Annotated in this window: 15 protein-coding genes; 11 read left to right on the top strand and 4 right to left on the bottom strand. The window is 71.5% G+C overall.

The window, feature by feature from the left end; all coding sequences use genetic code 11:
• Positions 1 to 43 precede the first annotated feature (43 nt).
• The 3 genes from CBF90_RS13280 to CBF90_RS13270 all read left to right on the top strand — a co-directional run bounded on the left by CBF90_RS13280 (position 44) and on the right by CBF90_RS13270 (position 3,471).
• Positions 44 to 739 carry a M15 family metallopeptidase gene (locus CBF90_RS13280; protein WP_088380814.1) on the top strand — a complete coding sequence of 232 codons (696 nt, stop codon included), beginning with the start codon at positions 44 to 46 and terminating at the stop codon, positions 737 to 739.
• 64 nt (positions 740 to 803) lie between these two features.
• Positions 804 to 2,093, top strand: a complete 1,290-nt coding sequence (locus tag CBF90_RS13275; protein WP_242435680.1) for a M18 family aminopeptidase — start codon at positions 804 to 806, stop codon at positions 2,091 to 2,093.
• Positions 2,094 to 2,193: 100 nt separating this feature from the next.
• Positions 2,194 to 3,471 carry an MFS transporter gene (locus CBF90_RS13270; protein ID WP_088380812.1) on the top strand — a complete coding sequence of 426 codons (1,278 nt, stop codon included), beginning with the start codon at positions 2,194 to 2,196 and terminating at the stop codon, positions 3,469 to 3,471.
• Here the strand turns inward: CBF90_RS13270 and chrA are convergent.
• Positions 3,461 to 4,663, bottom strand: a complete 1,203-nt coding sequence (chrA, locus tag CBF90_RS13265) for a chromate efflux transporter (RefSeq protein ID WP_036304639.1) — start codon at positions 4,661 to 4,663, stop codon at positions 3,461 to 3,463. The two genes, CBF90_RS13270 and chrA, sit on opposite strands and share 11 nt — an antisense overlap.
• A 175-nt stretch (positions 4,664 to 4,838) precedes the next feature.
• On the opposite strand from chrA, the gene CBF90_RS13260 reads away from it, so the two are divergent.
• Complete coding sequence (locus tag CBF90_RS13260) at positions 4,839 to 9,392, top strand: lamin tail domain-containing protein (protein ID WP_088380811.1); 4,554 nt, start codon at positions 4,839 to 4,841, stop codon at positions 9,390 to 9,392.
• 16 nt (positions 9,393 to 9,408) lie between these two features.
• Here the strand turns inward: CBF90_RS13260 and CBF90_RS13255 are convergent, their stop codons facing one another.
• Positions 9,409 to 10,338 carry a GTP-binding protein gene (locus CBF90_RS13255; protein WP_088380810.1) on the bottom strand — a complete coding sequence of 310 codons (930 nt, stop codon included), beginning with the start codon at positions 10,336 to 10,338 and terminating at the stop codon, positions 9,409 to 9,411.
• 82 nt (positions 10,339 to 10,420) lie between these two features.
• On the opposite strand from CBF90_RS13255, the gene ykgO reads away from it, so the two are divergent.
• Complete coding sequence (ykgO, locus tag CBF90_RS13250) at positions 10,421 to 10,543, top strand: type B 50S ribosomal protein L36 (RefSeq protein WP_023951906.1); 123 nt, start codon at positions 10,421 to 10,423, stop codon at positions 10,541 to 10,543.
• Between the two features lie 78 nt (positions 10,544 to 10,621).
• Positions 10,622 to 11,401, top strand: coding sequence for an isocitrate lyase/phosphoenolpyruvate mutase family protein (locus CBF90_RS13245; RefSeq protein WP_023951904.1), 780 nt, complete (start codon positions 10,622 to 10,624; stop codon positions 11,399 to 11,401).
• Between the two features lie 61 nt (positions 11,402 to 11,462).
• Here the strand turns inward: CBF90_RS13245 and CBF90_RS13240 are convergent, their stop codons facing one another.
• Positions 11,463 to 12,320 carry an SDR family oxidoreductase gene (locus tag CBF90_RS13240; protein WP_088380809.1) on the bottom strand — a complete coding sequence of 286 codons (858 nt, stop codon included), beginning with the start codon at positions 12,318 to 12,320 and terminating at the stop codon, positions 11,463 to 11,465.
• Between the two features lie 96 nt (positions 12,321 to 12,416).
• On the opposite strand from CBF90_RS13240, the gene CBF90_RS13235 reads away from it, so the two are divergent.
• From CBF90_RS13235 to CBF90_RS13220, 4 genes are all read left to right on the top strand, one after another.
• Positions 12,417 to 12,785 carry a helix-turn-helix domain-containing protein gene (locus CBF90_RS13235; RefSeq protein WP_023951900.1) on the top strand — a complete coding sequence of 123 codons (369 nt, stop codon included), beginning with the start codon at positions 12,417 to 12,419 and terminating at the stop codon, positions 12,783 to 12,785.
• A 90-nt stretch (positions 12,786 to 12,875) separates the two neighbouring features.
• Entirely contained in the window at positions 12,876 to 13,460 is a 585-nt protein-coding gene (locus CBF90_RS13230; RefSeq protein ID WP_023951899.1) for a PadR family transcriptional regulator, read from the top strand.
• Between the two features lie 53 nt (positions 13,461 to 13,513).
• Entirely contained in the window at positions 13,514 to 15,208 is a 1,695-nt protein-coding gene (locus CBF90_RS13225) for an AarF/ABC1/UbiB kinase family protein (protein ID WP_064956202.1), read from the top strand.
• Between the two features lie 20 nt (positions 15,209 to 15,228).
• Positions 15,229 to 15,939, top strand: a complete 711-nt coding sequence (locus tag CBF90_RS13220) for a CoA pyrophosphatase (RefSeq protein ID WP_088380808.1) — start codon at positions 15,229 to 15,231, stop codon at positions 15,937 to 15,939.
• Between the two features lie 17 nt (positions 15,940 to 15,956).
• Here the strand turns inward: CBF90_RS13220 and CBF90_RS13215 are convergent, their stop codons facing one another.
• Positions 15,957 to 17,264, bottom strand: a complete 1,308-nt coding sequence (locus CBF90_RS13215) for an SLC13 family permease (RefSeq protein ID WP_088380807.1) — start codon at positions 17,262 to 17,264, stop codon at positions 15,957 to 15,959.
• Between the two features lie 97 nt (positions 17,265 to 17,361).
• On the opposite strand from CBF90_RS13215, the gene CBF90_RS13210 reads away from it, so the two are divergent.
• A complete protein-coding gene (locus tag CBF90_RS13210; protein WP_088380806.1) occupies positions 17,362 to 18,756 on the top strand; it encodes a Cpe/LpqF family protein in 1,395 nt (464 codons plus the stop codon).
• Positions 18,757 to 18,761: the final 5 nt, after the last annotated feature.

The following is an 18,761-nucleotide window of genomic DNA, read 5'->3' as shown; positions in this document are numbered from 1 at the left end:
ATCGGCGACACCGGTGCAACATCCGCTCTCGTCCACTGGGAGCATGAGCACTTCCTCCGCCCCGGTTCCGACCCGCCCGCTCGCGTTGCCGACGACCGAGCCCGGACGGCGGGTGACGTTCGTGCCGCCGCGCCCGCGAGCGCGGACATCCCGTCGTGTGCGCCGCCGCCGTCTCGCGCTCGGTGCGGTCGCGGTCGCGGGTGCGGTCGCCCTCGGCGCGTCCGCCATCGGTGCGCTCGCCGGTGCGTCGGGCGTGCAGCTGCCCCCGATGCCGCCGGTGTTCCCGGGCCCGGCGTTCTCGCCGTCGGCGGACGACGGGTTCATCGAGGATGGCGTGCAGGTGAGCCTGTGGGACGACGACCTTCCGGCGATCTCGCGACTCGACCCGGAGCTGCTCGCGGCGATGCGCGCCGCCGAGGCGCGTGCCGCGGACGAGGGCATCCGCCTCGGTGTGACGAGCGGATGGCGCAGCGCGGCGTATCAGCAGTGGCTCCTCGACGACCGCATCGCGTCGGTGGGGGAGGAGACCGCGCGCGCCTACGTCGCCACCCCCGAGCAGTCGCGCCACGTCAGCGGGGACGCCATCGACATCGGGCCGGTCGACGCGCAGTACTGGCTCATCTCGTACGGCTCGGAGTTCGGCATCTGTCAGACCTACGGCAACGAGCCCTGGCATTTCGAACTGGCCACCGCGCCGGGCGCGGAGTGCCCGCCGATGCGCACCGATGCCAACGGCTGAGCCGCGGGTGCGACGGCGGGTGCGCCTACGATCGACGGAGGCCCCCAACGATCCAGGAGTCACCGTGTCCGCCGTCACCGCCGCCGCCCGCTCCCACGCCGCCGACCTCGCCGACTTCGTCGCGTCGTCGCCATCGAGTTTCCACGCCGCCGCCGAGGTGGCCCGTCGCCTCGTCGCCGCGGGCTTCACCGCGCTGGCCGAGGACGAGCGCTGGCCCGATCAGCCGGGCGGGCGCTATCTCGTGGTGCGCGACGGCGCCGTGCTCGCGTGGATCGTGCCGGAAGCGGCGACGGCGGTGACGCCCGTCCGGGTGTTCGGCGCGCACAGCGACTCGCCGGCGTTCAAACTCAAGCCCCACCCCACCACCGGGCGTCTCGGCTGGCTGCAGGCCGGTGTCGAGGTCTACGGCGGGCCGCTGCTCAACTCGTGGCTCGATCGCGAACTGCGCCTGGCCGGGCGCCTCGTGCTCGACGACGGCACCTCGGTGCTCACCGCGACGGGGCCGCTGCTCCGCCTTCCCCAGCTCGCGATCCACCTCGACCGCGAGGCGAACGATCATCTCGCGCTCGACAAGCAGACGCAGACCCAGCCGGTCTGGGGACTCGGGTCCGCCGAGTCCGCCGACCTGCTGGGGGAGCTCGCCCGAGAGGCGGGCGTGGACGCCGCCCGCATCCGCGGCTACGACGTCGTGACCGCCGATGCCGCCCGAGGCTCGGTGTTCGGCGCGGGCGACGTCTTCTTCGCCTCGGGACGGCTCGACGACCTCGCCTCCGTCCATGCCGGAGTCGTCGCCCTGGAGCGAGCCGCCGAAGGCTTCGACGCCGGGCACATCGCGATGCTCGCCGTCTTCGACCACGAAGAGGTCGGTTCGGCCACCCGCTCGGGTGCTGCCGGTCCCTTCCTCGCCGACGTCATCGAGCGCATCCAGCTCGGCCTCGGGGCCGATCGCGAAGAGGGGATGCGCGCGATGGCGGCATCCTGGTGCGTCTCGAGCGACGTCGGCCACTCGGTGCACCCGAACTACGCCCACAAGCACGACCCCGTCGTCCTGCCGGTGCTGGGATCGGGGCCGATCCTGAAGATCAACGCCAACCAGCGGTACGCGACCGACGGCGTCGGAGCGGCCGCATGGAACGGCTGGTGCGAGGCGGCGGGCGTCGCCAGCCAGGAGTTCGTGTCGAACAACAGCGTGCCCTGCGGGTCGACCATCGGGCCGATCACCGCCACGCGGCTCGGCATCCGCACCGTCGACGTCGGAATCCCGATCCTCTCGATGCACTCGGCGCGCGAGCTCGCGGGGGTCTCCGACCTGCATGACCTCTCACTCGTCGCCGAGGAGCTGTTCCGCCGGTAGAATCGAGGGGTCCGCGGCGCCGGCCCGGATGAAGCGATGCAACTACCTGCTGACGGAGCAAGGCGGCACGTGAGAACGAGCTGACTGCTCGGAGGCATGTATGACGTCGAATGATCGTTCCCTGATCCATCACACGGGCTGGGCGCTCTTCCCGATCGCCTTCATCGCCCGGCTTCCTTTCGCGATGATGGTCGTGGGCGTCCTCACCCTCGTCGTCTCCGCGACCGGCTCGGTCGGGCTCGGCGGGCTCACCTCGGCCGCCGTCGGCATCGGCGTCGTCATCGCCGGTCCGGTCATCGGCGACGCCGTCGACCGGTTCGGGCAGCGACGGGTGCTCGTTCCGCTCGGGATCCTCAACGGCATCCTGCTCGGGATCTTCCCCGTCGTCGTCACGGCCGGATCAGCCGACCCCCTCATCCTGACCGCCGCGGCGGCCATCGGACTGAGCGCTCCGCAGGCCGCGGCCATGTCGCGCAGTCGGCTGATGGGCATCATCCGGGCGCGACTCGACGCCGAGCATCGACCGCGGACGCTCTCGCGCGTGATGTCGTACGAATCGGCGGCCGACGAGACGGCCTTCGTCATCGGTCCGTTCCTCGTCGGCATCCTCGCGGCCGTCATCGCCCCCTGGGCCCCGATCGCGATCGCCGCAGCCCTCAGCCTCGTCTTCGTCACCGCCTTCGCCCTTCACCCCAGCGGGCAGATCGCGGCGACGGCCCTCGATCCGGGCGAGAGCGAGGAGCGGGCGCCGATCTCGCAGGTGCTGCGCGGACGCATCCTCGTGCTGGTCGCGGCCACGTTCGGCGTGGGGCTCTTCTTCGGCTCGACACTGACCTCGCTCACCGCGTTCGCGCAGACCGCGGGCGACGACGTCGAGGCAGGACTCCTGTACGGGCTGATGGGGATCGGCTCGGCGGCCCTCGCTCTCGCGGTCGTGCTCCTGCCCTCGCGGTTCGCGCTGCGCCGCCGCTGGCTCGTCTTCGCAGCCGTCCTCGCGGTCTCGGCCGGCGGTTACGCCGCCTCGGACTCGCTCGGGGCGGTCATCGTGATGCTGCTGCTGATGGGGCTCGGGGTCGGGCCGACCCTCGTGACGCTGTTCAGCATCGCGGGGCACCGCAGCCCCGTCGGCCGGTCGGCGACGACGATGACGCTCCTCGGATCGGCGCTGACGCTGGCGCAGGCGCTCGCGTCGGCCGTGACGGGCGCCATCGCCGAGGCCGGCGAGGTGCGGCTTGCCATGCTGCTGCCGACGATCGCGGCGGTGCTCGTGCTCGCGTTCGGTGTCGTCAACCTCGCCATCGAGCGGCGCGAACGCGCGGGCGATGGTGCCGGAACGCCGCGCGGAGTCCGCTCCGCCCCGTCGCTCGTCAGCCGCTGATCAGCGCTCCGGCGGCCGCACCGACGCCGGCACCCAGCGCCACGACCACCCAGGCGGGGCAGCGCCAGAGCGTCAGCAGCCCGAAGCAGACCAGAGCGAGTGCGAACTGGTCGACCCGGGTGATCGACGTCGTGAAGACCGGGTCGTAAAGGGCGGCGCCGAGGATTCCGACTACTGCGGCACTCGCTCCCCGGACCACGCCACGCGCCCACGACCGGCGCCGCAGGACAGCCCAGACGGGCAGCGTTCCGAGGAGCAGCAGGAAGCCGGGCAGGAAGATGGCGACGAGCGCGATCGTGGCCCCGGCCACGCCTCCCGGGCCGACGCTCGCGAGCGCTCCGAGATAGGCAGCGAAGGCGAAAAGCGGTCCCGGCAGCGCCTGCGCGGCGCCGTAGCCGGCGAGGAACGTCTCGGCGTCGACCCAGCCTGGCCCGACGACGGCGCTCTCGAGGAGGGGGAGGACGACGTGGCCGCCGCCGAAGACGAGCGCGCCGGAGCGCAGGAAAGCGTCGAACAACGCGATCGAGCCGTCTCCGGTGATCCGGGCGGCGATCGGGCTCACGACGAGGAGCGCGACCAGGATCACGAGCGCAGCGATCCCGACGCGGGTGCCCGCGCTCGGAAGCGCGTCGTCCCCGCCGGCGTCATCCGAGTCGGAGGACCTCTCGCTGAGCCACAGAACCCCCGCGAGTGCGCCGAGGGCGATCGCCCCGAGCTGCGCGACGGGCCCGCCCACCAGCGCGACCCCGACGGCCGCCGCGATCGCTATCGTCCCGCGGGGCCGGTCGGGCGCGAGGCTGCGCGCCATGCCCCAGACGGCGTGCGCGACGACGGCGACCGCGACCACCTTGAGCCCGTCGATGACTCCGGTCGCGACGGGGCCGGTCACGGCCCCGATGCCGCTCGCCGCCCAGACCATGAGCGCGGCGGAGGGCAGCGTGAATGCGGCGAAGGCCGCGACGGCGCCCGAGAGTCCCGCGCGGCGCAGGCCGATCGCGAACCCCACCTGGCTCGACGCGGGTCCGGGCAGGAACTGGCACAGGGCCACGATTTCGCCGTAGCTCCGATCGCCGATCCAGCGCCGCCGGGTCACGAACTCGTCGCGGAAGTACCCGAGGTGCGCGATCGGGCCGCCGAAGGACGTCAGCCCGAGGCGGAGGAACACCGCGAACACGGCGGCGAGATTCGACACGCGTCCAGCGCACCACCGATCCGTGAACATGCGGTGAACGCCACGCGCGATTAGCACACCAAGATGACGCAGCGTGTCACCGCGCGGACACCTCGCGGGACGGGAGCGTTCACTTCGTGCTCGCGCACGGCCCCTACCGTCGGCGGCATCCCTCTTGCACCGAAGGTGGCTTGTCATGCCCGCTGAGCGCCCACGCGCCCGTTTTCTCACCATCGCGACGACGACGGCGACGCTCGCCGCGGGAGCCCTCTCGCTCGCGCTCGCAGCGCCCGCGCTCGCGGCTCCCACCGCTCTCGTGCCGACAGCGGCCGACGCGGCATCCGGCTCGCTCGTCGTGACCGAGATCGCCCCCGACAACGTCGGCGTCGACGACTACGAGTTCTTCGAGGTCCACAACCGCGGTGCCGCCGACGTCGACCTGGCGGCTGCGGGCGTCTCGTTCGCGTACACGTATGTCGACGGTGCCGACCGCTCCCGCGACGTTCCGCTCGCCGTGGCCGACCCGGTCGTGATCCCCGCCGGGGGGACCGTCGTGTTCTGGCTCAGCTACACCGCGGGGAGCGTCGACTCCTTCGCCCGCTCGATCGACGAGTTCCGCGCGCACTGGGGCGCCGATGCCGGCACCCCCGTCGTGCGCGTGACGGGGCAGGCCGGGATGGCCAACGGCGCGCCGCGCGGCATCCGCATCCTGCAGAACGACGGGATCGTGGGCTGGTCGACCTACGGCCGCACGGCGGCCGCCGCCGGACAGTCGGCGCACTTCCGTCTGCCCGCTGAGCGCGTCGACGGCGGCACGGACATCCTCGCCGAGCCGGCTGCGGCGACGCCCGGCGTCGTCGCACCCGAAGCCGTCACCCCGCCCGCGGGAGAGGAGCCGGGAGGACAGCCGGGGTTCGACCCGAAGCCCGACCCGAGCGTCGTCACCGCACCGCTGCAGATCACCGAGCTGCTGCCCGACTCGGCCAACGTCGCGGGCTCCGACGCCTTCGAGTTCATCGAGGTCTACAACGCCTCCAGTGATCCGATCGACTTCTCCGACTACACGATCGATTACCTCTACCCCGTCGAGGGCTCGTCGAGCGTCTGGCCGGCCGTTCCCGGTGACGTCGTGATCCCGGCCGGCGAGACGCTCGTGCTGTGGATCAAGAACGGCGCCAACGACGCCCTGACCGCCGCCGACTTCAACGACCACTTCGGCTCGCGGCTCGTCGCGGGGGAGAGTCTCGTCGAGATCTCCTCGGCCGGGATGGCGAACGGCTCGCCTCGGGGCGTCGCGATCGAGACCAACAGCGGCCGTCACGTCAGCACCGCGCTGTACAACCTCGACGGCGCCGATGACACCGTCGCCGACCAGGGGATCCGTTACACCGTCGGAGCGGATGTCGCGACGCAGCGGATCGTCGACCTCGCCCCGGCGTCGCCGGGTGCCGTGCAGCCAGACCAGGTTCCCGGCGGGCTCATGATCGTGGCGCCCGACACGCAGGCGCCGACGATCGTCGACGGCACCGCCGCCGAGATCCAGCCGGGCACCGACTTCGCCATCACCGCGACCGTGACCGATGACGTCCTGGCGCGGACCGTGACACTGCAGCTCGCCAACGACGTCGACCCCGCCCCGGCGCGCATCAACCTCCTCGACGCCGGCGACGGATCGGTGACGTTCGTGGTCAACGCCGCCGACCTCATCGGCAAGAGCTGGTACGAGTACACGATCACCGCGAGCGACGGCACGAACACCACGTCGACGCAGACTCGTCGCGTTCCTGTGGCCGGGGTCGACACCAACCCGGTCCGACTCAATCTCGAGGACGGGCGGTTCGTATCGGGAACGACGGAGATCGTCGCCGGGGGCGACGCGTACCCGAGCCCGATCGAGCTGACGATCGACGGCGCGGCCGTGGAGACCACCCCCACCCTCGAGGACGAGCCGCGTTTCGTCTTCGACACGACGAACGTCAACTACTACTTCAAGAACGGCGTGCGCATCGGTGACGATGTCCTCAACATCTTCGAGATCGGCACGCAGGGATGGGAGACGATCGTCACGCCCGTGCCGCTCGAGTACGTCGTCCGCGGTGACGAGCTCGTCGTGAGCGTGTGGGCGGGTACGAAGAAGGCGCCCGAGATCGACCTCGCCGAGAACAACGACGACTTCGAGATCCGCGCCCTGCGCCTGGTGCTCCCCGACGGCCGGACGCTCACGCCCCTCGGCTACGACGATCCTGCCGCAGTCCTGCGGATGGGCGACAGCGTCACCGAGGCGGGAGCCGCCACCGGGAAGCTCGACTACTACGAGGCGCGCTTCGCGCTGCCCGACGATGCGTTCGCCGCGCTCTCGGCTTCCTGGGACACCACCGCCGGCGCCGACGGTGCCGCCGTGGTGGCGGCCACCGACGGCGAGACGACCGTCTCGCGGACGGTGACGGTCGACAACACCGCTCCCGTCGTCACCTCGCAGATCGTCGACGGCACCGCCTATCAGGGACCGATCGTCATCGATGCCGAGATCGTCGACGCGGGATCGGGCGTCGCGAGCACCGTCGCCCGGCTCGACGGCGCTGAGATCGCCCTGCCTCACGAGACCTCGTCTGTCGACCTGGCCGCGGGGGAGCACCGCGTCGAGATCACCGCGACCGATCAGGCCGGCAACACCGACACGTGGACGGCGACCTTCACGACGTACGACGAGCAGCCGAGTGCCGGGGCTCTCGCGCCCGCCGAAGGGGCCGAGGTGCCCGCGGGCGACGTGACGCTGCAGGCGAAGGTCGAGGATCCGACGGGCGACGTCCTCGACGTGAGCTTCCTCGAGGGACGCCGGCTCGATCTGTCCGACGGCGACGTCAGCGCGCAGTCCGGCACCGTGCAGGACGCACGAGCCGTCGACCGCGCCGAGGCGGAACAGCTGACGACCGACGAGCTGCGCACTCTCGCGGCCGTCGACGGCCTCTCGGAGGAGATCACCAGCGACCGGGCGTTCCCGTACCAGTCGTTCGACGTCGCGGTGACCGACGCCGACGCCGGTTCCGACGTCCGCTCGACCTGGTCGGGTCACGTCGACGCGGGAGCGACCGTCATCCTCTACGTCCAGCGAGCCGACGGGTCGGGGTGGGACGAGGTCGACCGCCACGTGAGCGCGGCCGACGACGAGTCGTTCTCGCTCGATGCCGTCGTCGCGGTCGACGACTACGCGTTCGCCGCCTCGGACGGTGCGGGACGGGTGGTGCGGATGCTCGTGCAGCACTCCGAAGGCTTCGCGGGCGCGGACCGCTCGGACCGGACGACTCCGGTCGCACCGCACAACGCCGCCGATGTTCCGCGCAGCGAGTACGACTTCACCCTGGCGTGGGAGTCGGACACGCAGTACTACAACGAGAACACCCTCCCGGGCGAGCCATACCGGCACCAGCAGGCGATCCACTCGTACCTGCTGGATCGGCGCGACGAGCTGAACCTGCAGTACCTCTTCCACACCGGCGACATCATCGACGATTACGACGTGATGGAGCAGTGGGAGCGGGCCGATCCCGAGTACCGCCGCCTCGACGAGGCGGGCTTGCCCTACGGCGTCCTGGCCGGCAACCACGATGTGGGACACCACCTCGAGGACTACTCGAACTACGGTGCGTACTTCGGCGAGGACCGCTACGCCGGCAACCCCTGGTACGGCGGCAGCTTCGAGGACAACCGCGGTCACTACGACCTCATCTCGGCGGGCGGCATCGACTTCCTGATGCTGTACACCGGATGGCTCCCCGGCGATCAGTCGATCGCGTGGATGAACGAGGTGCTCGCGCAGTACCCCGATCGCGTCGCGATCATCGCGCAGCACGAGTTCATCCTCACCACCGGCGGGCTCGGTGCGATCCCGCAGCGGGTCATGGACGAGGTCGTCGCGACCAACCCGAACGTCCGCATGGTCTTCTCCGGGCACTACCACGACGCATTCCTGCGCGAGGACGCGTTCGACGACGACGGCGACGGCGTCTCGGACCGCACCGTGTACTCGATGCTGTTCGACTACCAGGGCCTCCCGGAGGGCGGTCTCGGCTTCCTCCGCCTCCTGCACTTCGACAACGAGGGGCGGCAGATGCTCGTGCGCACCTACTCGCCGTCACTCGACGTCTACAACTCCGACGAGCCGAGCCTCCTCGGCCCGGCGGGAGCAGGCGACTACTCGGAGCAGGAGTTCGCGCTCACGTACGATCAGCTGCGCATCGAGCCGGGCACGCGCACCCTCGGCACCGACGCCTTCTCGGCGGAGGTCCTCGGCGGCACGGAGATCGCGACGTTCTCGGATGTCGCGAGCGGCTCGATCCTCTCGGCCGCCTGGCCGCTCGCGGAGGAGGGCGAGCGCGGATGGTACGTCCGCACGAGCGATCCCTTCGGCGCCGTCGACGACTCGCGCGTGTCGCTGTTCACCGTGACCGCCGCCGTCGAGCCCGAGAACCCCGGCGAGGGCTCGGGCGGGGGCTCGGACCCCGGCGCCGGAGGCGGAGCAGGCGGCGGCACCGGTGGGGGTGCGGGCAGTGCTCCGTCCGGAGGCACCGGCGCGGCCGCCCCCGAGGCAGCGGGCGCAGCGGCCGGGGCCGGCGCGCGGCGCGATCTCGCTGCGACGGGCGGCGAGGCCTCGATGACCGCGACGGTGACCGGGATCGCTCTCGCGCTCCTCGCGGGCGGCGCGCTTCTCACGGCGATCCGCCGGCGCGCGCACCGCCGCGGACGGATCTGAACCGCACCCCAGCGGCTCAGTCGGCGGTCGGGTCTTCGGACCCGACCGCCACGTTCCATTCGGGCAGGGGGTCGGACAGCCGTCGCCAGGCCGTCGGACCCGCCGACAGCTCCGCGTCGTCGAGCACGGCGGCATCCAGGACGTGCCGCACGGCGACGGTGTTGAGGTCGATGCCGGTCAGAGCGATGTCCTGGCCGACGTCGTCGAGTCCGTGGCCGGCCTCGATCGGGTCGATCCACATGGCCGAGCCGGCCTGCTCCCACCGCGCGGGAACATTCGGCCGCGTCGCGAGACGGCAGACCCCGACCGACCGCAGGACCAGTCCGCACGAGCCGGAATCGAGCAGATCGAGAGCCAGCACGAGCCGGCCGGGGTGGAACGGGCGCAACTGCTCGTAGCGCATCGTCGCAACGCGCCGATCGGTGAGGAACGGATCGTGCTCGCCGTTGAGGGCACGCGTCCATCCGGCGCGATCGCCCGCGTCGCGCAGCGGAAGGGCGGTGCCGAAGCCCAGTGCGGAGAGGTCGTCGACGACGCCGCGGCTGAGTCGGATGCGGGCGGTCGGTGCCAGGTGCGACGCGAGTGCCATGAGGATCGACAGGTCGGCCGTCGGCATCCGCTCCCAGTTGACGATCACGACGGCGCTCGCCGCCTCGATCAGCTGCGCCGCCAGCCGCGCGCGTGCTCCGACGTCTGCTCGCCCGTCTCCGTGCGGGACGGCCCGACGCAGCGGTGCCTCGTCGCGCAGGTCGTCGATCGCATGGCGGGCATCCAGCACGCAGAGCGAGGGCATGCCGTGGACGGTGGCGTGGACGTGGACCGGGTCGGCGTCGCTGGCGAGGTCGACGACGCGGAGGGCGCGGTGGCGTCCGGCGATGACGCACAGACGGGCGTAACGACGGCGTTCGGCGCTGCAGACGCCGGTGACGGCGAGATGAGTGGTCACGGTGTTCTCTCCGGCTCGAGTTGTGGCGATCGGTCCTCCACCGTACCTTGTTGTTGATAAGAGTTCTCAATAGGAGGTCGTCGTGAAGGTTCGCGCATCCATCAAGTCGCTGAAGAATCAGCCCGGCGCGCAGGTCGTGCGTCGCCGTGGCCGCGTGTACGTCATCAACAAGCTCAACCCGCGGTTCAAAGGGCGCCAGGGCTGAGGCGCGGCCCGATGGCACGTGTCGTCGAATCGCGCAACATGTGCCCCGTGCCCGCCGCGCGCGGTTAGCGTGATCGGCATGAGCACCCCCGCTGAGCGAGCCCAGACCCTGTCCGCACTCCATGCTGCGCCCGAGATCCTCCGGGTGGTGAACGTGTGGGACGTGGTGTCGGCCGAAGCCATCCTGGCTCTGCCCGAGACACGCGCGATCGCCACCGCCGGTCACTCGATCGCCGCGTCGTTCGGGTACGAGGACGGCACCGACATCCCGCTCGAGATCGTGCTGGACATGGTGGGCCGCATCGTCTCGGTAGCGGGCGACGTCCCGGTGTCGGCCGACCTCGACGCCGGCTTCGGCGACCCCGGTGAGACGACGCGCCGGGCCATCGGCGTGGGCATCGTGGGAGCCAACGTCGAAGACCGCCTGCAGCCTCTCGCGGACTCGGTCCGCGCGGTCGAGGCCATCGTCCGGGCGGGGGAGGCCGAGGGTGTCCCGTTCGCCCTCAACGCCCGCACCGACGCCTTCGTGCGCGCGGGTGACCGTTCGACCGAGGAATCGATCGCCGATGCCATCGAGCGCGGTCGCGCGTATCTCGACGCCGGCGCCGATCTGGTCTTCGTCCCGGGGATCCTCGACGCCGACATCACCCGGCGCCTCGTCGAGGGGCTCGGAGAGCGCAAGCTCAGCGTCATCGGGCTGCCCGGCGCGCTCACCGCGAAGGAGTACGAGGATCTCGGCGTCGCCCGCATCTCGTACGGTCCGACGACCCAGCGGGTCGCTCTCACGGCGCTGCAGGACGTGGCCCAGCAGCTCTACGCCAACGGTGTCATCCCGCCCTCGACGCGCCCTCTGAACTGAGCGGAGCAGATGCCGACGCGCCCCGGCCCCCGAGGGGCGGAGGGCGTCGGCATCTTGCGGGTCAGGCGAGTGCGGCGCGAAGCCCGTCCGCGAACGACGTCGTCGGTCGTCCGATGAGGCGCGAGAGGGTGTGGTCGTCCACATCGAGAACGCCCTCGCGGATGCCGGTGTCGATCCCCGCGACGAACTGGGCGGTCCCGGCGTCGAGACCGGCGCTCTCGAGGGCCGCGATGTGATCCTCCGTCGACACGCGCGCGTAGGCGACATCGCGATCGAGCACCTCGGATGCCGCGGCCGCGATGACGTCGTACCCGATGCGGGTGTCGCCCGCGAACTCGTACACCTTGCCGAGGTGACCGTCCTCGATGAGCACGACGGCGGCGCCCTCGGCGAAGTCGGCGCGCGAGGCCGGTGCGATCAGCCCGTCGCCGACGGATGCCGCGATGACACCGCTCTCGGCGGCGCGCTGGACGTCGGGCACGTAGTTCTCGATGTACCAGTTGTTGCGCACCACGACAGCCGGAATGCCGCTCGCCGCGATCGCCTCCTCGGTCGCCTTGTGCTCGGCGCCCAAGGGCCACTCGAAGGTCGTCGCCTTCGGGGCGCTGGTGTAGACGAGCTTCGACACCCCTGCCGCCGCTGCCGCGTCGATGACGTTCTTGTGGCCCGCGAGCCGCTTGCCCGGCTCCGACGCCGAGATCAGCAGCACGCTGTCGACGCCCGCGAGCGCGTCGCGCAGCGAGGCGGGGTCGTCGTAGTCGACGCGGGCGGTGGTGACACCGCGGTCGGCGAGGTCGGCGAGCTTGGCGAGGTCGCGAGCCCCGGCGACGACGGTGTCGGGGGAGACGCCGCGGGCGAGCAGCGCGTCGACGACGAGGTGGCCGAGCTGTCCGCTCGCTCCGGTGATGAGGATGGTCATCGGTGGTCCTTTCGGTCGGGTGTTGCCGGTGACAACCGCCGCCGGGCATCCTTGCATTCCGTCAGATGGGTACCCACTTTTCGGTAAGCTACCTACATGGCAGTGAGTTTCGCGCAGATCCGGGCGTCCTCCGATCAGGTCTTCACCGAGAACTGCCCGACGCGGGTCGTGCTCGACCATGTCATGAGCAAATGGGGCGTGCTCGTGCTGCTCGCACTAACCGACGGCACCGCCCGATGGGGTGAGCTCCGGCGCTCCGTGGCGGGCATCAGCGAGAAGATGCTCGCGTCCACACTGCGTACGCTCGAGGCCGACGGCATCGTGAGCCGCACCGCCTACCCCGAGGTGCCGCCTCGCGTGGAGTACGCGCTGACCGAACGCGGTGTCGAGCTGATGGAGCGCATGATGCCGCTCATGGAGTGGATCGCCGCGAACGCGGACGACATCGTCGGCCGCCCCGCGTGAAGGCTGAGTGTTCGGTGCGAGCCCTGTCGCCGGGGGCGATAACGATATATCGTCAGGTATCGCTAACGTATCGACGACCGGGAGGTCAGCATGAGCGGAACATTCCCCACCGGCGGTTTCGGCGGCCGTGACAACATCTTTGGGGGACGAGGCGGGTTCAACGTCTCCGATCTCGGGAACAACGTGTTCGAGGCATTCGACCAGTTGAAGTCGACCTTCGAGCAGAAGGTGAACACCCGGGTCGGACGCGGCGACGTCCGTGCCGCCGTGCTCGCCCTCCTCGCCGAGCAGCCCATGCACGGCTACCAGATCATCCACGAGATCGAAGAGCGCAGCGGCGGGTCGTGGAAGCCCAGCGCGGGATCGGTGTACCCCACCCTCCAGCTGCTCGCCGACGAGGGCCTCGTCAGCGCCCAGGAGTCCAACGGACGCAAGACCTACTCGCTCACCGAGGCCGGCCGCGAGGCGGCGGGCGAGGCGGGCGAGAAGTCCGCTCCTTGGGAGTCCACGAGCCGCGACCACAGCCGCGTGACCGCGCTGCCCAAGGCGGGCGTCGAGCTCGCCCAGGCCGCCGCCCAGGTCGGCCGCAGCGGTTCGCCCGAGCAGGTCCAGCAGGCCGTGGAGATCCTCGACGACGCGCGCCGCAAGCTGTACGCCCTGCTCGCGCAGGCCTGACGCGGGTGGCCTCGGCCGAACCGCATCGCGTCGCATCACCCGGCACCCCCGCGGTGCCGGGTGATGCCCGCGCGCGTGCGCGTTATCGCCGCATCCTGCGCTTCGCCGCGCGGGCGCTCGTGCAGACGTGGTGGTTCGAGATCGTCCTGCCGCGCTTCGGTCTCGAGCGGCTCTCCGAACGGGGGCGAACGGCCCGTCTGCGCCGCCTCGCGCGCCGCTTCCACGCGCTCGCCGTCGAGCTCGGCGGGCTGATGATCAAGGTCGGGCAGTTCATGTCATCCCGGCTCGACGTCCTGCCACCGGAGATCACGACCGAACTGGCCGGCCTGCAGGACGAGGTGCCCCCGGTTCCCTTCGACCAGATCCGCGCGGCGGCGGAAGCAGAGCTGGGGATGCCGCTGCGCGACGCCTACGCGTCGTTCGACGAGCAGCCGGTCGCCGCGGCCTCCCTCGGTCAGGCCCATCGCGCCCGGCTCGCCGCCGAGCAGGCCGCCGACGCCGGCTTCACCGACGTCGTCGTGAAGGTCCAGCGACCCGGCATCCAGACCATCGTCGACGTCGACCTCGCCGCGCTCCGCCGTATCGCGCGCTGGCTGCGCCGCATCCGCATCGTCTCGCGGCGAGCGGACATGCCGGCTCTCGTCGAGGAGTTCGCCATCACGAGCCTCGAGGAGATCGACTATCGGCACGAGGCGGCCAACGCCGAGCGCTTCCGCGAGAAGTTCGCCGGCAACCCCCGAGTCGCCGTCCCCGAGATCGCGTGGGAGCGGTCGACCGCGCGGGTCCTGACGCTCGCCGACGTCACCGCGATCAAGGTCACCGACGTCGATGGTCTTCGCCGCGCGGGCATCGACCCTCACGAGGTGGCGAGCGTGTTCGCCTCCGTGATGTTCGACCAGTTCTTCGGTTTCGGCTTCTTCCACGCCGACCCTCACCCGGGCAACGTCTTCGTCACGCCGGTGCCGTCCGATCGGCGCCGCGAGGGCGAGCCGGACTGGGTGCTGACGTTCATCGACTTCGGGATGATGGGCGAGATCTCACCCTCGGCGCGCGACGCGCTGCGCACGGTTCTCGTCGCTGCCGCGGCCCGCGACGGCCGCGGACTCGTCGCCGGGATGTCGCAGGTCGGCGCGCTGCTGCCCTCCGCCGACGTCCGCGAGCTCGAGCGCGCGATGACCCAGCTGTTCGCGCGCTTCGGAGGCATGGGATTCGCCGAGCTGAAGCAGGTCGACCCGCGGGAGTTCCGCGACTTCGCGGGGGAGTTCGGCGAGCTCGCCCGTGCGCTGCCGTTCCAGCTGCCCGAGAACTTCCTGCTCGTCATCCGGGCGGCCTCGCTCACGTCGGGCGTGTGCACCTCGATCGATCCCGCGTTCAACCTCTGGGACGCGGTGGAGCCCTACGCGGCTCGGCTGCTCCGCGAGGAACGCGGCGATCTCATGCGCGACGCCGCGCGACGCGCGATGGCGTTCGCCGATATCACGATGCGCCTCCCGCAGCGGCTCGACGGCCTCATCACGCATCTCGAAGACGGCAACCTCGGCTTCGACAGCGGGCGGCTCGAACGGCGGATGTCGCGCCTGGAACGGCTCGGACGGCGCGCCGTCTCGGGAATCCTCTTCGCCGGTCTGCTCGTGGCGGGAGTCCTGATGCGTCCCGACGACGAGACGGCGGGCACGGTGCTCATGGGGCTCTCGGCACTGCCGCTGCTGCACGTCCTGCTCGGCGGCGTGTTCGGCCGCCGCGACTGAGGGCTGGGTAGCCTGGAGGAATGCCCCTCGAGACGCCGGGAACGGGCGCGCGCGAACAGCTCGCCGCGCTCGCCGCGCGTGCCGGACGGGCCGGGTTCGGTGCGGGCCGGGTGACGGGGACCCCGGCCGCGCCCGGCGCACGCGCCGCCGCCGTGCTCGTGCTCTTCGGCATGCTCGATGACCATCCGAGCGATCATGCGCCCGATGCCGCTGTCTCGCGCGATCTCGATGTCCTGCTCCTCGCCCGCGCGGCGACGCTCCGATCGCATCCCGGGCAGGTGGCTCTGCCGGGCGGCCGGGTGGACCCCGGTGACGCCGACACGGTTGCGGCGGCGCTGCGGGAGGCGCGCGAGGAGACCGGCATCGACACCGACGGGGTCGAGGTGCTCGGCGCCCTTCCGCCGGTTCCGCTGGAGTACTCCCACCACCTCGTGACGCCCGTCCTGGCCTGGTGGCGTCGTCCGTCACCCGTGCGCGTGGTCGATGTGGCGGAATCCGCGGCCGTGTTCCGCGCCCCGGTCGCCGATCTGCTCGCGCCGGCGAACCGCGGCGTCACGGTCCTGCGCCGAGACGGCGCCGAATGGCGGGGACCGGGCTTCGTCGTCCGCCACGATGTCGGAGAGTTCCTCGTGTGGGGCTTCACCGCGATGCTCCTGGACGGCCTGTTCACCGAGCTCGGCTGGACCGAGGACTGGGACACCGGCAGGGAGCTGGTCCTGCCGCCGTCCTGACCACGGCCGCCCCGCGCTCAGAACCGCCAGATGAGTGGGACGTAGAACACCGCCGCGAGGAGGAACAGGACGGTGAGCGGCAGCCCGAGCCGCCAGTAGTCGCCGAACCGGTACCCGCCCGGCGCCATCACCATGAGGTTGACGGGAGTGGCGACCGGGGTGAGGAACGACGACGCCCCCGCGACCGTCAGTGCCATGAGGAACGGGAGCGCGCTGACATCGAGGGTGAGCGCGATCGAGGTCGCGACCGGCGCGACGATCAGGACGGTGGCGACGTTCGAGATGAACTGTCCGAGCACGACGACCACGACGCAGACCACGATGAGCGCCAGGTGCGGGTCGGCCTGGCCGACGACGGCGAGCAGGGCGTCGGCCACGACGTCGGCCGCGCCGGTCTCGAGGAACGCCACGGACAGGGGGATCATGCCCGCGATGAGGACGAGGGTCGTCCACGAGACGCCGTGATAGAGGTCGGGCAGCTTCACGACCCGCAGCACGATGAGGGAGCCGGCGGCGAGGAGGCCGGCGACCGCGGGCGGGGTCGCGCCCGTGGCCAGCAGCGCGACCATCACGGCTGTGACGGCGAGCGTGCGCCGCGAGCCGCGGTGCAGGCGACTGCGCCGCTGCGTGCGCACAGCCCCCGTGCGCACGGCCTCGGGGACGAGCGAAAGAGTCTCGGCCTCGCGCTCCGTGTGATGTTCGGGGGCGGGGTCCGGTCCGTGATGCGGCAGCAGCCGCGGGCCGAGCAGCACGACGATCGCGATCGTGGCCGCGACGAGCGGGAGCCCGACGAGCGCGAACTCGAAGAAGCCGAACGGGCGGCCCGCCTCGGCCGCGAGCTCGGACACCACGACGTTGACGGGTGTTCCGGTCAGGGTGAGCAGCGACGCAGACGACGCGATGAAGGCCATCGGCAGCATGAGCTGCGACGGCGACAGGCCCGACCGCCGGGCGATCACGGCGGCGACGGGGATGAGCGCGGCGACGGCGCCGTTGATGCTGATCAGCGCGGTGAGGATCGCGACGATGCCGCCGACCCATATCAGGATGCGGCCACGCCGCGTACCGGCGCGCGCGAGGATCACGGCACCGACCATCCGGGTGACGCCGCTCGTCTCGAGGGCCGTCGCGACGATGAACAGGCTCGCGATGAACAGCACCGTGGGATCGCCGAAACCGGCGAACGCCTGGGGGAGGGTGAGCACCCCCGTGGCCCACAGCCCGAGCGCGACACCCACGGCCACGACCTCGAGCGGCACCCGCGCCGACAGGAACGCGATGATCGCTGCGGCGAGGATCAGGAAGGTCGCGACGATCGGGTCCACCCTTTCACGCTACCCGCAGGGCCGAGCCGGTTCGGGTGGCCACGATCTCCTCCCGCAGGGGGAGGCGGTGACACCCGTGCGTCGAGAAGCTGGATAGGTGAGTCTCCCCATCGATACGCATGTTGCTCGTCCATCCACCCGCTCCCGCCGACGCGGACCGGTCGCCGTCGCCGTCGCGGCGGCGACCGCCGCAGCGCTCGCCTCCTGCTCTGCCGAGCCCGCGCCGGAGGGGACGCCCGCCTCGCCGGCCGCACCCGTCGAGATCCCCGGCACACCGGTCGGCGACCAGGTCCGCTGGGTGATGGACGAGATCAACGCCGACGCGGCCACCGACATCGAAGACATCGAGACGCACTTCGACGCCGCCGCTCTGGAGCAGCTCCCACCCGCGCAGCTGCAGGACGTGTTCGCGCAGATGCAGGCCGCGGCCCCGTGGACGGCGGTCGGGTACGACGGCGTCGAGACCCAGGCCCGCGTGACCATCGAGTCCGCTCAGGTGACCTACGACATGTCGATCTCGGTCACCCCCGACGCTCGCATCCAGATGCTCCTGTTCAGCCCGCCGCAGCCTGAGCGCACGCCCGCGGCGTCCTGGGACGAGCTCACCCGGCAGATCGACGACGCCGCCTTCACCGCAGGCGTGCAGGTCCGGGAGGTCGGGGGCGAGGTGCTCTACGAGGGCGGTGACCAGGCCGCCGGACCCATCGGCTCCATCTTCAAGCTGTGGGTGCTCGGCGCCGTCGTCGACGCCGTCGCGGCCGGACGGCTCGCCTGGGACGACGAGCTGGTCGTCGACGCCGCGGTGCGCAGTCTCCCCAGCGGTGAGCTGCAGGACCGTCCCGACGGCACGAAGGTGACCGTGCGGGAGGCCGCCGACAAGATGATCGCCATCAGCGACAACACCGCCACCGACATGCTCACCCGCGCCGTCGGTCGTGATGCGGTCGAAGCGGCGATGGTTTCGATGGGGCACTCCGACCTCGAGGCGAACCTCCCGTTCGCCACGACGCGCGAGTTCTTCTGGCTCCTCTTCGGCGACGCCGATCTGCGGGCGCTGTGGACCGCTGCGGGCGACCCCGATGCCCGTCGCTCGGTGCTGGAGCGGCTGCCCGCCGGCGTCCCCGATGTCGCGACCGCCTCCGCTGCGCAGCCGGGCTGGCCCGACGGGATCGACTGGTTCGCGGCGCCCGATGATCTCGCGGCCGCACACGTTGCGCTGCAGGACCGGGCGCAGACGCCGGCGGGGGAGCCGGTGCGCGAGATCCTGTCCGCCAATCCCGGTCTCGCGTTCGGGGACGAGTGGACGTACGTCGCCTTCAAGGGCGGGAGCTCGGTCGGCGTGCTCGCCGGCTCGTGGTACCTCGAGCGGGAGGGCGGCGCGCCCGTCGTCATCACGGTGCTCGCGCGCGCCGACGACGCCACGACGCTCGCACACCCCGAAGCGGCGCTCGGGTGGGCACAGGACGCCGCCGCCATCCTCGCCGGCCCGTAGCCTGG

Origin of the sequence: Microbacterium sp. AISO3 (genome assembly GCF_002204305.1) — a bacterium.
GTDB lineage: Bacteria > Actinomycetota > Actinomycetes > Actinomycetales > Microbacteriaceae > Microbacterium > Microbacterium arborescens.
This window is presented reverse-complemented; position numbering and strand designations above follow the sequence as displayed.